Raw genomic sequence first — 14,564 nt, forward strand, 5'->3', positions numbered from 1 at the left:
GCCTCAGGCCCGCGCCGCCAATACCCCGCCGCCGGCGACCAGCGCGGTCGCCGCAGCGACCTGCCAGGTGAAGGCGCCCTCCCCAAGGGCAATGAGCAGCAAGGTGGAGGCGACCGGCGTCGCATAGCCGAGCGTGCCGAGCAGGCGCGGATCGCCGCGCTTCATGCCGATATCCCAGAGGAAGAAGGCGGCACCCATCGGCCCGAGGCCGAGCAGCAGCACCGCCAGCCATTGCCGTGGCCCCGGCATTGCCGCCGACTCCCAGGCCAGGTGGGCCACGAATGTCAGCGCGGCGGAGGCGAGGCAGAAGCCGGCCACCGCCTCGGTCGGCACGCGGGCGAGGCGGCCAGCCAGGACGGAGTAGAGCGCCCAGGTGAAGGCTGCTGCGATGGCACAGGCAAAGCCGGCCAGCGCCTCCGCCGGAAATCGTGCGCCGCCGGCGAGCAGCAGGGCTGCTCCGGCCGCGCCGAGCGCCACGCCGAGCAGCCGCCGCGGCCCGAGCGGCAGGCCGCGCAGCGGTGCCGAGAGCAGCACGATCAACAGCGGCCAGGTATAGTTCAGCAGATTCGCCTCGACCGGCGGCGCCAGGGCGAGCGCGGCGAAGTACAGCGCATGGAAACCGGCGAGACCGCCCACGCCATGCAGCCAGGCCAGCGGCGGCTGACGCAACAGGGCGAGCCGTCCGCGTGCCGCAACCACAATGAGACCAAGCAACCCGCCGGCGGCGAAGCCGAGCGCGGTCAGCAGCAGCGGCGGCAATGGCAGGGCAAGACGCGCGAGCGGCGCGAGAAAGGCCCAGAGCGCCAGGGCGGCACAGCCGGCAAGCGTATCCCTGTTCGACAAATTGAGTGGGTTCCCGAACGGCGCCACCACCATATGCTGTCGCGCAGCATTTGCGGAGACGCCCTGATGGGATTCCTGGCCCACCTCTTGATCACCGCCTTCGCCCTCTGGGCGGCGACGCAACTCGTCGCGGGCATCTCGGTGCGAAGCTTCGGGAGCCTGTTGCTGGCGGCGCTGATCTTCGGCCTGGTGAATGCGGTGGTGCGCCCGGTGCTGGTGCTGCTGTCCTTGCCGCTGACGATCCTGACCCTCGGCCTCTTCCTGCTGGTCATCAATGCGGCGATGCTCGGCCTGACGGCGGCGCTGCTGCCGGGTTTCCGGGTGGAGGGTTTCTGGCCGGCCGTGCTCGGCTCGGTCGTCGTCTCGCTGGTGAGCTGGGCGGCGGCGCGGATCTTCACCGGGCCGTAAGGCAGCTTCCGTCCCCATTGCTCGTGGAAAGCGCTGTGCCGGACTGTTCGGCTGAGCAGTTTACTCCGACCGGATACCCCTTATCCGGTCGGAAGCTGCCCTAACCGCCGCCCGTCAGTACCCGCCAGGGCGCCCAGGCCTCGATCAGTGCGGCCATCGCGGCATAGCCGGCGGCGTCCGGATGGATGCCGTCGCCCCGTGCGGCACCGTGCCGCCAGGCGGCCTGGGCCGAGAGCGGCCCGTGCAGCGGCAGGAACGGCACCTGCACCGCATGCGCCACCGCCGCGAGCTCCGGCGAGAGGGCAGCGGTGCGCGTGTCATGCGCTGCGTCGTGCAGCGCTGGCGGGGGCCCCAGCATCAGCGTCGTCCAGCGCGCCGCCGACCAGCCGAGCAGCGCCGCAGCATTGTCGAGGGTCGCCTCAAGCGGCACGCGCGGCATGCCATCCTCGAAGGTCACGTCATTGGCGCCGAAGCAGAAGACCACGGCATGCGTGTCACCGCTGGCGGCGAGCAGCCGTGCCAGCACCTCCGCCTCCGCACGGCGGCGGATTTCGGCGCTGGTGTCGCGCCGGACGCCAAGATTGTAGGCGGTGGTGGCAACGCCCCGGTGCCAGGCAGCGGCGGTGATGCGGCCGACATAGCCGAGCGCCGTCTCATCGCCGACACCGGCGGTAAAGCTGTCGCCGACGAAGCAGATCCGCAGGTCGTGGCTCATGCGGCGCCTGGCAGGGGGCGGTAGGGCAGGGGAGCGAAGCGGGTGGGGTAGAGGGTAATCTCCTGCCAGACCCCGCCGGTGACATAAGGATCGTCGGCCATCCAGGCGCGGGCCGAGGCTTCGTCCGGCCGGGCGATGACGGCGATGGAGCCGATCATGCGCCCATCCGGCCAATCGAGGATGGCGCCGCCGAGAGCCAGGGTGCCGTCCTCGGCGGCCGGGCGGACACGCTCCATATGCGCGCCACGCACGGCGAGGCGGCGTAGCTCGGCATCCGCATCCCGTCCGTCCAGGGCGAGGATGACAGTATGGGTCGGCGCGCTCGCGGTCGGCGCGCCGGGCTGCGGCAGCGGCCTGTAGGGCAGGGGAGCGATGCGGAAAGGGTAGGTCGCTACCCGTTGCCAGACACCCTCGTGATTGAACGGCTCGGCGGCCAGGTAGGCGTCGAGCCCAGCCTGGTCCGGCACGTCCAGCACCATCAGCGAGCCGGCTGGGCGGCCGGCTGCTGTGAAGAGCGGCACCCCGAGTGCGAGCCTCCCATCGGCGGCCCAGGATGTGATGACATCGAGATGCCGGTCGCGCGCGGTCATGCGGCGGGACAGGGCCGCCTCATCATCGCCGTCGAATGCCAGGATTGCATAGCCCATGATCAAGCCCTCCCATGCCCGAGCATGGCTCGGGCGGCGCGGGATGGCCAGATGGCTATGCGTTGCGGCTATCGGTTGGTGCGGCCGCGCCGGTTGGGCGAAACGGCGCCGGAGGGGCTGACATCATTCATCACATCGCCCTCGACGGTGTTGGCGCCCTCGATCTCTTCCGGATCGGCACTGGTGCGGGAGAAGACTCCCTTCGAGGCGCCGATGCCCGGATTGCGCTCCAGGTCATCCGGTGGGCGCGGGGTGTCGATGCTGCGGCCATCGCCCTGATTGTCGGGGCCGGTATTGTGCTTGTTGCTCATGGCTTTTCCCCGTGGGTGGAGACGCCCTGAACGGATGGCAGCGGCAGGTGTTCCCTGCCGCTGCCTGCGATGTCGTGGCGCGTCAGTACATGTGCTGGCCGCCATTGATGGACAGAGTCGAGCCGGTGATGAAATCCGCATCGTCCGCGGTGAGGAAGACGACGCCGCGGGCGATGTCCTGGGCGGTGCCGAGCCGGCCGCGCGGAATGCGCGCGATGATCTTCTCGAGCACATCTGCCGGCACCGCGCGCACCATCTCGGTATCGACATAGCCCGGGGCGATGGCGTTGACGGTGATGGAGACGCGCGCACCTTCCTGCGCCAGGGCCTTGGTGAAGCCATGGATGCCGGATTTCGCCGCGGCGTAGTTCACCTGGCCATACTGGCCGGCTTGGCCGTTGATCGAGCCGATATTGACGATGCGGCCGAACTTCCGCGCCGTCATGCCATCCCAGACCAGTTTCGCCATGTTGTAGCAGGAGCCGAGATTGGTATCGATCACGCTGTCCCACATCTCGCGGGTCATGCGCTTCATCGTGCCGTCGCGGGTGATGCCGGCATTGTTCACCAGGATGTCGATCGGTCCCACCTCGGCCTCGATCCGCTCCACCGCTTCGGTGCAGGCGGTGAAATCCGAGACGTCGAATTTGTAGCAGCGGATGCCGGTGCGTTCCGTGAAGGCGGCGGCCGCGGCATCGTTGCCGGCATAGCTGGCGACGACGGTGCGGCCAGCCGCCTGCAGCCCCTCACTGATGGCTGCGCCGATGCCGCGTTGACCACCGGTAACCAATGCAACCCGACTCATGATCTTCCTCCCCTTTTGGATGCGGTCCTAGGTCAACGCGGATTGGGCTGCAGGATCAAGCGGGAATGACAGGATGGCGCCATTGCCCCGCTGGCTGGCCGGGGCTAACCGCATCGGCATGCCCGACCGGAACCGGAGAGCCGCCATGCCTTGTCCTGCCATCACCCGTCGCCGCCTGATGCTTGGCCTCGGCACGGCCGGTCTGGCCCGCCCTGCCATGGCCCAGACGGCACGTGCGGTGACCATCGTCGTGCCCTATGCCGCGGGCGGCGGCACCGACATCACCGGGCGGGAATTCGCCCAGGTCTTCGCCCCCGAGATCGGGCAGACGGTGGTGGTCGACAATCGCGGTGGCGCAGCGGGGCATGTCGGCTCGGTCAGCGTGGCACGGTCGCGGCCCGATGCGACGACGCTGCTCTTCGCCGTCTCGACCAATATCGTGGTGAACCCGCATCTGCAGAGGGGCGACCGGGTGGAACTGACGACGGCGCTGCAGCCGGTGGCGCAGGTTTCCTCCTACCAATACGTGCTGGTGGTGCATCCCGACGTCCCGGCGCGTAACCTGGGCGAGTTGCTGGCCTATATCCGGAAGCAACCGAAGGGGGATCTGACCTATTCCTCGGGCGGCGTCGGCAATGCCAACCACCTGGCGGGGGTTCTCTTCTCCGAAGCCGCGGGCATCGGGATGGAGCACGTGCCCTATCGCGGCACGGCGCCGGCGCTGCTGGATGTGGTGGCGGGACGGGTGACGATGAATTTCTCCTCGCCCCCGCCGGCCCTCGCCCTGGTGCGGGAGGGCAAGCTACGTGCCATCGCGGTGACGGGGGAGCGGCGCATCGCCGCCCTGCCGGAGGTGCCCACCCTCACCGAGGCCGGGCTGCCCGGCGCGGTCATCACCGGCTGGCATGGCGTCTTCGCCCCGGTCGGCGTGCCGGCCGAGGTGATGGACCGGCTGGAGGCTGCCGCTCGCCGCGCCTCCGCCACGCCGAAATTCCTCGACCGGCTGGAGCATGACGGGCTGGAGCCGGCGCCGGACCGGCCACGGGCCGCCTTCGCCGAGGCGGTGAAGGCGGAGAGCGCCTTCTGGGCGCGGAAGGTGAAGGAACTCGATATCAAGCTCGAATAGGGAGCGGCCCCGGCCGGCGCGCTACCAGCGGCGCCAGCCATAGGGATGGCCCCAGGGGCGGCCCCAGTAGCCACGTCCGCCATAGACGCCGAAGGAGACGCTCGGTCCCCAATAGGGATAGGCGGGGTAGGCATAGGGCACGGCATAGCCATAAGCCGGCACCGGATAGGCGGCGATGGCCGGCGGTGGCGCCTGCACCGTGTTGCCGGCGCTGGTCATGCACTGGGCGTAGGCCACGTCGTAGCGGCCTTGCAGGTTGCCGCTGGAGGTCTGGGCATTGTTGGCGCCGATGGCCGATCCGGTCAGCAACCCGGCACCGGCGCCGACCGCTGCCCCGGTCCCTGCTGCTCCGCCCGCCGCACCGAGCAGCGCGCCGGCTGTGGCGCCCAGGGCGGTGCCGACCACGGCGCTGCCCACCGCCGCCTGGTTGGAGGCCTGGGCAGGGGTGGTGCCGCCGATCGAGGCCTGCGCGTAGTTCCGGCAGTTGAGATCCTCACCCTGGAACTGCGCCATGTCCTTGCCCTTGGCCGGCATGGCGTAAAAGCTGGGGCCTGTCGGCGGCGCCACGGCACAGGCGGCGAGGGACAGCGGGAGGATCAGCGCGATATAGGCGCGTGCGGGTATCATCTCGGCTCTTCTTCGCAAAGGAACCATCATCCGGGATATAGGGCGCGGCCGGTGGAAAGTCGCCCTATCGTTGCATGTCAGTGCGTTAAGCCTCTCGTGAGCCCTCCACCAACAGCCGGGCGAAAAGCGGCATGGCGGCTTCCAGCGCTCTGACCTCCACGCATTCCCGCGGCGTATGCGCGGTCTCGATCGAACCCGGCCCGAGGACGACGCAGGGTGCGAGGGCCTGCAGCTCCGAGGCATCGGTGCCGAAGGCCGCGGTGCGGGGGGCCTGGCCCGAGAGACTCGCGGCCTGCCGCACCAGCGGGTGGTCTTCGGCAAGTTCCGGCGCCTGCCCCTCGGCGGCCATGTCCAGCTCCACCCCCGCCCGGGCCGCGGCGGCGCGGATCTCGGCCAGGATCGGCTCCCGGTCGAGGCTGCGGCTGGCGCGGAACTTGATGCGGCAGGTGGCGAGCGGCACTGTGACGTTCACCGCCGCGCCATGGTTGTCGAGCACCAGGTTGAAGTCGGTGAAGGGCGGATCGTAGGCCGCATCGTGCAGCGCCGGATCCTCGCGCAGGCGGAGATGGATCGCCCGCATCTCCATGAGGAAGGGGATCAGCGCCCAATTGGCGTTGCGGCCGGCCGCGCCCGAGGAATGCGCCTGGACCCCATGGGCACGGGCGATGATGTTGACCGAGGAACGGTGGCCGCGCACCGGCACCAGCCCGGTCGGCTCCGCGACGATGATGCCCCGCAGGCCGAGGGAGCGTGCCAGGGCGCTGCCGGCCATGGCCCGGGCACCGGCTTTGGTGGTTTCCTCATCCGTGGTGATGAGGAGGGTGGCCGGCGCCCCCTCCGGTACCGACTTCGCCGCCAGGATGCAGGCGGCCACCGCGCCCTTCATGTCGACGCTGCCGAGACCATGGAGGATGCCGCCTTCGAGGCGAGGGGCCCAGGGGTCCTCGGTCCAGCCGGTCTCCGGAACCGTATCCATATGGCCGGAAAGGGCGAGGCCGCCCGGCGGGCCGCGATGGGCGACCAGGGCGCGCTTCGCCACGCCCTGGGCATCGGCATAGTCCAGCCGCTCGATCTCGAAGCCGGCGAGCTCCGCCTCGATCCGCTCGGCAATGGCGAGGTTGGAGACGGAGGAGCGGCTGTCGATGGCGACGAGGTCGGCGGCGAGGCGCAGGAGGGGGGTCATCCGCCAAGCCTTGCCGCGAGCGGGGGAAAGGGCAAGTCTCCGCTCATGGAAGCCCTTGCCTATCTCGACCCGCGCACCGGCCGCACCTGGCCGCTCGGCGCCCCCCGCTGGTGTGGGGACAACCAGGAACCGCTGCTGCTGACCGACCTGCCCGGCATCGGGCGGGAGCAGGTGGACCGCTCGACCCGGAGCCTCTGGCGCTACCGCGCGGCGCTGCCTCCGCTGAAGGCGGAGCCGATCACCATGGGCGAGGGCTGCACCCCGCTGGTGCCGCGGCGGATCGGCGGGGCCGAGGCGCTGCTGAAATGCGAATGGTTCATGCCGACCGGCAGCTTCAAGGACCGTGGCGCCTCCGTCATGCTCTCCCTGTTGCGGGCGGAGGGCGTGACCGCCGTGCTGGAGGACAGCAGCGGCAATGGCGGCGCGGCCATCGCCGCCTATGCCGCGGCCGGGGGCATGCGGGCGAAGATCATGGTGCCCGCCAGCACCTCGCCGGCGAAGACGGTGCAGAGCCGGGCCTCGGGGGCGGAGATCGAGCTGGTGCCGGGCAACCGCCAGGACTGCGCCGATGCCGCGCTGCGCGAGGCGGCCAGCATCTTCTACGCCAGCCACAACTGGCATCCCTATTTCCTCCAGGGCACCAAGACCCTCGCCTATGAGCTCTGGGAGGATCTCGGCTTCCAGGCGCCCGACAACGTCATCATCCCCTGCGGCGCCGGCTCCAACGTCCTCGGCTGCGCCATCGGCTTCGGCGAGCTGCTGCGGGCCGGCAGCATCGACCGGCTGCCGCGCATCTTCGCCGCCCAGCCGGCGAATTGCGCGCCCATCGCCCGCGCCTTCCTCGACCTCGACCCGGAGCCGGCGCGGCCGACCATCGCCGAGGGCACGGCGATCGCCCAGCCGCTCAGGCTGCCGGAATGTATCGGCGTGCTGCGCCAGACCCAGGGTGGGGCGGTGATGCTGAGCGAGGAGGCGATCGCCGCCGCGACGCTCGACCTGGCGCGGAGCGGCATCTATGTCGAGCCGACCTGCGCCCAGGCGGCGGCGGCCTTCGCCAAGCTGCTCGGCACCGGCACGATCCGGCCGGAGGAGCGGACCGTAGTGGTGCTGACCGGTACGGGGCTGAAGGCGACGCCCCGCATCGCTGAACTGCTGGGAGTGGCGCTGTGACCCTCGATGACCTGCCGACCCCCTGCCTGGTGCTCGATCTCGGCCTGCTGCGGCGGAACCTTGCGGCGATGCAGGCGGCGGTGGACCGCCACCCGGGCCTGGTGTTGCGGCCCCATTTGAAGACCGCGAAGAGCCGCGAGGTGGCGCGTCTTGCCTCACCGGATTTCGGCCCGGTGACGGTCAGCACCTTGGCGGAGGCACGCTACTTCGCCGAGGCCGGCTGGCGAGACCAGATCTATGCCGTCGGCATCGTGCCGGCGAAGCTCGATGCCGTCGCCGCGCTGAACGAGGCGGGCGCAGCGGTGAAGGTCATCACCGACGACCTCGATATGGCCCGCGCCATCGCCCTCCACCCCGGGCCTATCGAGGCGCTGATCGAGGTGGATGTGGGGGAGGGGCGCGGCGGCATCGCGCCTGAGGACCCGTTGCTGGAGGCGATCGGCGCCGCGCTCGGTCCGCGCCTCGCCGGCGTGCTGAGCCATTCCGGCCACAGCTACAACGGCCGCAGCCCGGAAGCGATGGCCGAGGTGGCGGAGGCGGAGCGCCTCGGCATCACCGCCGCCGCCGCCCGGCTGCGGGCTGCGGGGCTGCCCGTGCGGATCGTCTCGCTTGGCTCTTCCCCGACCGCCTTGCATGCGAGGCGAATGGATGGCGTCACCGATGTGCGGGCAGGCGTCTACATGTTCGGCGACCTGTTCCAGGCCCAGCTCGCTACCCATGCGGTGGAGGACATCGCGCTGACCGTGCTGGCCTCGGTGATCGGCCGGAGCGAGGCACGCAACACGCTGCTGCTCGATGCCGGCGCGCTAGCGCTGTCCAAGGACCGCAGCACCCAGGCCGCGCCCCGCGACTACGGCTTCGGCCTGGTGCTCGACCGGCTCGGCCGGCCGAGCCTTGGTGAGGCCATCGTCGCCCGCGCCTATCAGGAGCATGGCGAGGTCCGCAACGACGCGCCCTTGCCCGCCTTGCCGCTCGGCACCCGCCTCCGGGTCGCGCCGAACCACTGCTGCCTGACCGCGGCGGCGCATGACCGCTACTACGTCGTGGACGGCAATGCGCAGGTGATCGCGGTTTGGGACAGGGTGAACGGCTGGTAGGAGGCATCGTGACCATGGCCAGGCGCTGGCTGTCCTTGCTCTATGTGCAGGTGCTGATCGCCATCGTCCTCGGCGTCACCTTCGGGGTGCTCTGGCCGGAGGCGGGGGCGGCACTGAAGCCGCTTGGCGACGGCTTCATCAAGCTGATCAAGATGGTGATCGCCCCGGTGGTGTTCTGCACCGTGGTCCACGGCATTGCCAGCGTGAAGGATGCCGGGCGGATCGGCCGCGTCGGCGTCAAGGCGCTGGTCTATTTCGAGGTGGTCTCCACCTTCGCCCTTGCCCTCGGGCTGATCGTGGCGAAGGTCTTCCAGACCGGCTCCGGCTTCAACATCGACCCGAGCCAGCTCGACGCCAAGGCCGTTCAGGGCTACGCGCAGCGCGCCCAGTCGGACAGCGTGATTGGCCATTTCATGGCGATCATCCCCGATACCTTCATCGGTGCCTTCGCCCAGGGTGAGCTGCTGCAGGTGCTGCTGCTCGCGGTGCTGACCGGCTTCGCCATCAACGCCCTGCCCGAGCGCGCGCGCGATGCTGCGACGCATGCCATCGACGGGCTGAGCGCCATCTTCTTCGGCGTCGTGAAGATCGTCGTCCGGGCGGCGCCTGTCGGGGCCTTCGGCGCCATGGCCTTCACCATCGGCGCCTATGGCATCGGCTCGCTGCTCCAGCTTGGCGAGCTGGTAGCGACCTTCTATCTCACCTCCATCCTCTTCGTGCTGCTGGTGCTCGGCACCATCGCCCGCTTCTGCGGCTTCTCCATCCTCCGCTTCATCGCCTATATCCGTGAGGAGCTGCTGATCGTCCTCGGCACGTCGAGCAGCGAGAGCGTGCTGCCGCAGCTGATGCAGAAGCTGCAGCGCCTGGGATGCTCGCCCAATGTGGTCGGCCTCACTGTGCCGCTCGGCTACAGCTTCAACCTCGACGGCACCAATATCTACATGACGCTGGCGACGATGTTCCTCGCCTATGCGACGAACACGCCACTGACCCTCGGGCAGGAGCTGACCATCCTGCTGGTCGCCATGCTGACCTCGAAGGGCGCCTCGGGCGTGACGGGGGCCGGCTTCGTGACGCTGGCGGCGACGCTCTCGGTCATCCCGGACATACCGATCACGGCACTCGCGGTCCTCGTCGGCATCGACAAGTTCATGAGTGAGTGCCGAGCGCTGACCAACCTCGTCGGCAACGGCGTCGCCTGCATCGCGGTCAGCCGCTGGGAGAGCGAACTCGACACGGCGCAGCTGCAGGCCGAGTTGGCGCGTGGGCCGAGTACTCATGCGCTGGAGGATGCCGCGCCGGTCAGGGCCCCGGCGGAATAGCTTGCGGCCGGGGGGCTGCCGGGCGAGGCTTCGCCAGGAGGTGTCCCCGCATGAGCCTCGCCGACCATATCCGCCACGAGAGTGCGCGCCTGGCCGCGCTCTGCACCGCGTGTGGCGACTGCGTTCGCGCCTGCCCGATGACGCCCTATGCGCCTGGTGTCGCGGACGCCGAGCCGGGTGCCGTCGCCGCCGGCATGGTGGAGGTGCTGCGCGACGGCAGCGGCACGCCGGAGGCGCGGGCCTGGATCGCCGCCTGCACCCGCAGCGGGGTCTGCACGCCCGCCTGCCCTGAGGGCATCGACCCGGCCTTCATGCTGCGCCTCGCCACCTGGCGGGCGAAGGGCGCGCTCGGCGACGCACCGCTGATCGCGGTGAAGGAGGACACCCAATTCTCGCCCAAGGTAAAGGCCTTTGCCCGCCTGACCCTGACTGAGGAGGAGCAGGCGCAATGGCTGTAGGCAGCGGCGAGCGGGCCATCTTCTGGTATGGCTGCAACATGACCCGCCATGGCGAGGTCATCCGCGCCACCACCCGGCTGCTGGAGGCGGTCGGCATCGAGGCGGTGACCACCGGCGGCCCGGCGAGCTGCTGCGGCAGCCCGAAGGACGCCAATGCCCGGATCAACGAGGGCATGGCCCGCCGCACCGTCCAGGCCTTCAACGCCACCGGCCGGGAGACCGTCGTCACCTGGTGCCCCTCCTGCCACATGAACATGCAGGACAGCATGGCGCCGGTGACGCCGACGAATTTCGAGACGGTGCATGTGACGGAGATGCTGCATGCGCGGCGGGAAGCGCTGCGGCCGCTGCTGACGCGCCCCGTACCGGCGCGGGTGCTGCTCCATGGCCATCTCGGCTTCCATGGCCGCGTGCCGGTGAACGGGTTGGTGCCGGACCTGCTGCGGCTCATCCCCGGGCTCGATCTGGTGGAGCATCCCTATCGGGCGCCCGGGCATATGTGCTCCTCTCTCACCGGCGTGCCCGGCGTGCCCGGCGTGCCCGGCGCGCTGGCCGATGCGCAGCGGGCGACGCTCGCCGCCATGGCGGAGACGGGTGCGGACACGCTCTGCACCATCTTCCATTCCTGCCACCGCGAGAATGTGGGGCTGGAGCAGAACCATCCGGTCAAGGTGGTGAACTGGGTCCATCTCCTCGCCTGGAGCGCCGGCTGGGAGGCGGAGGATGGCTACAAGGCGATGCGCAACGCCGCGGACCCACGCGCGGCCCTTGGCGAGGCGCTGGTCGAGGCGGCCGGCGAGGTGCCCTTCGCCCGGCTGGTCGAGCCGGAGTTGCGCAAGCCGCCGCCGGTCTGAGACGCTACTCCACCTGCATCCGCAACTCGGCCACCAGCGGCCGTACCTGGGCGAGCTGAGCCCGCACCGCCGCGCCGAATTCCTCCGCCGAATTGCCGCCCGGCTCGGCTCCCAGCTCGGCGATCCGCAGCGCCACGTCGGGATGCCTGGCCGCGGCCGCGATCTCCTGCTGCAGCCGGGCGATGACCGGCGCCGGCGTCGCCGCGGGGGCGAAGAACCCGTTCCAGCCGAGCAGCTCGATGCTCGGATAGCCCTGCTCGCGGGCGGTCGGCACCTCCGGCAGGGCGGCTGCGCGCTGGGCGGCGAGGGTGGCGACCGGGCGCAGCGCCCCGGCCCGGATATTCGCCAGCGAGGAGGAGAGCTGGTCGCCGCCGAACTGGATGCGGCCGGCCAGCAGGTCCTGCACCAGGGGCGCCGCGCCGCGGAAGGGGATGTGGTCGAGGCGGATCCCCGCATCGCGCTTCAGCACCTCGCCCACCAGGTTGATGGTGCTGCCCGGCCCCGTCGAGCCGTAGAACAGGTTGCCCCTCTCCTTCGCCACCGCGACGAATTCCCGCAGGTCCCGGGCCGGCACGGCAGGGTTGACGAGCAGCATCATCGGCACGTTGGCGCCCATGGAGATCGGCGCGAAATCCTGCTCGATCCGGTGCGGCGCGCGGCCGGCGAATTCCAGCGCCGCCGTCGTGGTGCAGAAGGTGAGGTTGTGGAACAGCAGCACATGGCCGTCGGGCGCCGCCTTGGCGACCACATCGGCGCCGATCGACCCGCCGCCGCCGCCCCTGTTCTCGACCACGACGGATTGGCCGAGCGTCTCGGTCAGCCGCTGGGCGTAAAGCCTGGCCAGGAGGTCCGTGGTGCCGCCGGCCGGGAAGGGCACGATGATGCGCAGCGGCCGCGTCGGCCAAGCCTCCTGCGCCGCCGCGTGCCCGGCCAGGGCCACTGCCGCGGCCACGAGTGCGCCACGCCGTCCCATCGGTGGTATCATTGCATCCTCCCTTGGTTCGTCAGCCCTCGATGCTGAGGTTCAAGCGCTCGGCGATCTCGGTCCATTCACGCAGGTTGCGGGCGATTTGTGCCTTGAAGGTGGCGGGGTCTTGGTAGTTCGGGATGGTGTCGATCGCCAGCAGGCGGCGATGCGTCTCCGGCTTGGCGGCGCCGATGCGGAACGCCTCCACCAAGCGGTCGAGCACCGGCTGAGGGGTGCGCGCCGGAGCCAGCAGGCCGGAGAAGCCGCTGAAGCTGAAGCGGCTGGAGAAGCCGAGCTCCTTCAGCGTCGGCACCTGCTGCATGGAGGGCACGCGCGCCTCGCCGCTGCTCGCCAGGGGGCGGATGCGGCCGGCCTTCATCATCTCGCCGGCCGCCGCCATGCTGTGGAAGCCGCCATGCACCTGGCCGGCCAGCATGTCCTGCAGCATCGGCGTCTCGCCCCGGTAGGCGACATGCGTCATCTCAAGCTTCGCCTCCTCCGCCAGCATCAGGGCGAAGGCATGCCCGGTGGAGCCGGGCGCGTAGGAGCCGAGCGAGAGGTCGCGGCCCCGGGCCCAGGTGGTGAACTGCTCCATGGTGGTGACCTCGGCCGGCACCCGCGGCCCGACGCAGAACAGGATGGAGGTGGTGCCGAGCCGCCCGATGGGGGCGAAATCCGCCACCGGGTCATAGGGGAATCGCTTCATCACCACCGGGGTCTGCACATGGGTGGTGATGGTGAAAAGCAGCGCATAGCCGTCGGGCGGCATCTTGGCCGCCGCCTCGGTGCCGATCAGCCCACCGCCGCCGCCGCGATTCTCGATGATGATGCTCTGCCCGAGCTCCGGCGTCATCGCATCGGCGGCGATGCGCGCCCAGGTATCCGTGCCGCCGCCGGGCGGGAAGGGCACGATGAAGCGGATCGGCCGGTCGGGGTAGCTGCCCTGGGCCCGGACCATGGCGGGCGCCGCCAGCACGGGCAGCGCGGCGAGGAGGTGACGGCGGCGCATCTCAGCCATCCACCGTGAGGTTCATCGCCGTCGCCAGCGCCGTCCATTGCTGCAGCTGGGTGGCCATCTCGGCCTTGAACTCGGCCGGCGGCAGGTAGCCAGCGAGGGTGTCCATCTCCTGCAGCCGCCGCAGCACGCCCTCCTGCCGCATGGCGCCGGCGAAGCTCTCGACCAGCCGGGCCTGGATCGGGGCCGGCACCCGGGCCGGGGCGAAGAGGCCGATGAAGCCGGACATGGCGAACTCGTCCTGATAGCCCAGCTCGATGAAGGTCGGCAGCTCCGGCAGGGAGGGGATGCGCCGCCGCCCAAGGCAGGCCAGCGGCCGCAAGCGCCCGGAGCGGATATGGTCGCCGGACGCGGTCATGCTGTGGAAGCCGCATTGGATGCGCCCGCCGAGGATGTCGGTCAGCATCGGCGCCTCGCCGCGATAGGCGATATGCGTCATGCCGAGCTTCTCGGCATCGGAGAAGAGCTGGGCGAAGGCATGGCCGGAGGAGCCGGTGGCGTAGGAGCCGAAGGACAGGTCCCGGCCGCGCGCATAGGCCACGAATTCGGCCAGGGTCCTCGCCGGGATCTCGGGGCGGATGCAGAAGGGCAGCGGCGTCGTGCCGACCTTGCCGATCGGCGCGAAATCCTCGAGCGGCTGGTAGGGCCAGCGGCGGAACACCACGGGCGACTGGATCAGCGGGCTGATGGTGTAGAGCAGCGTGTAGCCATCGGTCGGCCCCTTGGCGACGAGCTCCGCCCCCAGCATGCCGCCGGCCCCGCTGCGGTTCTCGATGACGATGGGCTGGCCGAGATCGGCGCTCATCGCCTCGGCAATGAGGCGGGACCAGATATCGGTCGCGCCGCCGGCCGGGAAGGGCACGATGAAGCGGATCGGGCGGTCGGGGTAACCGCCCGGATTGCCCCCTTGGGCAAGGGCCGGGGTGGCCAGAAGCGCGACCCCCAGGGCGGGCAGGCTCCGACGGCGCATGACGTCTCCTCCGTTTTCGTTGGAGGCAGAGTGGCCGAGCTTCGCC

17 protein-coding genes are annotated in these 14,564 nt (G+C 70.3%); 7 read left to right on the forward strand and 10 right to left on the reverse strand.

Annotated features, from left to right (window positions below; all coding sequences use genetic code 11):
- Nucleotides 1-3: 3 nt before the first annotated feature.
- Nucleotides 4-843 carry an aromatic amino acid exporter YddG gene (yddG, locus tag BLR02_RS06865; protein WP_245704664.1) on the reverse strand — a complete coding sequence of 280 codons (840 nt, stop codon included), beginning with the start codon at nt 841-843 and terminating at the stop codon, nt 4-6.
- A gap of 66 nt (nt 844-909) precedes the next feature.
- Here yddG and BLR02_RS06870 point away from each other — a divergent pair, with 66 nt between their 5' ends.
- Nucleotides 910-1,251 (forward strand): phage holin family protein, encoded by a 342-nt coding sequence (locus BLR02_RS06870; protein WP_090661894.1) that lies wholly within the window; start codon nt 910-912, stop codon nt 1,249-1,251.
- A gap of 100 nt (nt 1,252-1,351) precedes the next feature.
- On the opposite strand, the gene BLR02_RS06875 is transcribed toward BLR02_RS06870, so the two are convergent.
- The 4 genes from BLR02_RS06875 to phbB form a co-directional block, all read right to left on the reverse strand.
- Nucleotides 1,352-1,966 (reverse strand): GDSL-type esterase/lipase family protein, encoded by a 615-nt coding sequence (locus BLR02_RS06875; protein WP_218127438.1) that lies wholly within the window; start codon nt 1,964-1,966, stop codon nt 1,352-1,354.
- A complete protein-coding gene (locus BLR02_RS06880; protein WP_245704665.1) occupies nt 1,963-2,613 on the reverse strand; it encodes a YciI family protein in 651 nt (216 codons plus the stop codon). The genes BLR02_RS06875 and BLR02_RS06880 overlap by 4 nt, the downstream gene beginning before the upstream one ends.
- A gap of 68 nt (nt 2,614-2,681) precedes the next feature.
- Nucleotides 2,682-2,924 carry a hypothetical protein gene (locus BLR02_RS06885; protein WP_218127883.1) on the reverse strand — a complete coding sequence of 81 codons (243 nt, stop codon included), beginning with the start codon at nt 2,922-2,924 and terminating at the stop codon, nt 2,682-2,684.
- 82 nt (nt 2,925-3,006) lie between these two features.
- Nucleotides 3,007-3,729, reverse strand: coding sequence for an acetoacetyl-CoA reductase (phbB, locus tag BLR02_RS06890; protein WP_090564682.1), 723 nt, complete (start codon nt 3,727-3,729; stop codon nt 3,007-3,009).
- A gap of 73 nt (nt 3,730-3,802) precedes the next feature.
- Here phbB and BLR02_RS06895 point away from each other — a divergent pair, with 73 nt between their 5' ends.
- The gene (locus BLR02_RS06895) at nt 3,803-4,855 is read left to right on the forward strand and encodes a Bug family tripartite tricarboxylate transporter substrate binding protein (RefSeq protein ID WP_090661897.1); all 1,053 of its coding nucleotides are present in this window, start codon (nt 3,803-3,805) and stop codon (nt 4,853-4,855) included.
- 21 nt (nt 4,856-4,876) lie between these two features.
- Here the strand turns inward: BLR02_RS06895 and BLR02_RS06900 are convergent, their stop codons facing one another.
- Together BLR02_RS06900 and BLR02_RS06905 are read right to left on the reverse strand one after the other, a co-directional pair.
- Complete coding sequence (locus BLR02_RS06900) at nt 4,877-5,482, reverse strand: glycine zipper family protein (protein ID WP_090661900.1); 606 nt, start codon at nt 5,480-5,482, stop codon at nt 4,877-4,879.
- Between the two features lie 85 nt (nt 5,483-5,567).
- Nucleotides 5,568-6,665: a M20/M25/M40 family metallo-hydrolase gene (locus BLR02_RS06905; protein ID WP_090564676.1), complete on the reverse strand. Its 1,098-nt coding sequence runs from the start codon at nt 6,663-6,665 to the stop codon at nt 5,568-5,570.
- Nucleotides 6,666-6,710: 45 nt separating this feature from the next.
- Between BLR02_RS06905 and BLR02_RS06910 the strand changes: the two genes are divergently transcribed.
- The 5 genes from BLR02_RS06910 to BLR02_RS06930 are packed head-to-tail and all read left to right on the forward strand — an operon-like array spanning nt 6,711 to nt 11,566.
- On the forward strand, nt 6,711-7,835 hold the full coding sequence (locus BLR02_RS06910; RefSeq protein WP_090661903.1) for a pyridoxal-phosphate dependent enzyme: 1,125 nt from the start codon (nt 6,711-6,713) through the stop codon (nt 7,833-7,835).
- On the forward strand, nt 7,832-8,932 hold the full coding sequence (locus BLR02_RS06915) for an alanine racemase (RefSeq protein WP_090661906.1): 1,101 nt from the start codon (nt 7,832-7,834) through the stop codon (nt 8,930-8,932). Before BLR02_RS06910 ends, BLR02_RS06915 begins: the two co-directional genes overlap by 4 nt.
- 14 nt (nt 8,933-8,946) lie before the next feature.
- Nucleotides 8,947-10,254 carry a dicarboxylate/amino acid:cation symporter gene (locus tag BLR02_RS06920; RefSeq protein ID WP_090661909.1) on the forward strand — a complete coding sequence of 436 codons (1,308 nt, stop codon included), beginning with the start codon at nt 8,947-8,949 and terminating at the stop codon, nt 10,252-10,254.
- A gap of 50 nt (nt 10,255-10,304) precedes the next feature.
- Complete coding sequence (locus BLR02_RS06925) at nt 10,305-10,712, forward strand: 4Fe-4S dicluster domain-containing protein (RefSeq protein ID WP_090564669.1); 408 nt, start codon at nt 10,305-10,307, stop codon at nt 10,710-10,712.
- Nucleotides 10,703-11,566: a (Fe-S)-binding protein gene (locus BLR02_RS06930; protein WP_090661910.1), complete on the forward strand. Its 864-nt coding sequence runs from the start codon at nt 10,703-10,705 to the stop codon at nt 11,564-11,566. The genes BLR02_RS06925 and BLR02_RS06930 overlap by 10 nt, the downstream gene beginning before the upstream one ends.
- Nucleotides 11,567-11,570: 4 nt before the next feature.
- Here BLR02_RS06930 and BLR02_RS06935 read toward each other — a convergent pair whose 3' ends face one another.
- Genes BLR02_RS06935 through BLR02_RS06945 form a run of 3 tightly spaced genes read right to left on the reverse strand, consistent with a single transcriptional unit; the run spans nt 11,571 to nt 14,518 of the window.
- Entirely contained in the window at nt 11,571-12,539 is a 969-nt protein-coding gene (locus tag BLR02_RS06935; protein ID WP_176849413.1) for a Bug family tripartite tricarboxylate transporter substrate binding protein, read from the reverse strand.
- A gap of 31 nt (nt 12,540-12,570) precedes the next feature.
- The gene (locus BLR02_RS06940) at nt 12,571-13,542 is read right to left on the reverse strand and encodes a Bug family tripartite tricarboxylate transporter substrate binding protein (RefSeq protein ID WP_176849414.1); all 972 of its coding nucleotides are present in this window, start codon (nt 13,540-13,542) and stop codon (nt 12,571-12,573) included.
- 1 nt (nt 13,543) lies between these two features.
- Nucleotides 13,544-14,518, reverse strand: coding sequence for a Bug family tripartite tricarboxylate transporter substrate binding protein (locus BLR02_RS06945; protein ID WP_090564660.1), 975 nt, complete (start codon nt 14,516-14,518; stop codon nt 13,544-13,546).
- Between the last annotated feature and the right edge of the window lie 46 nt (nt 14,519-14,564).

Source organism: Belnapia rosea (genome assembly GCF_900101615.1).
GTDB classification, from domain to species: domain Bacteria; phylum Pseudomonadota; class Alphaproteobacteria; order Acetobacterales; family Acetobacteraceae; genus Belnapia; species Belnapia rosea.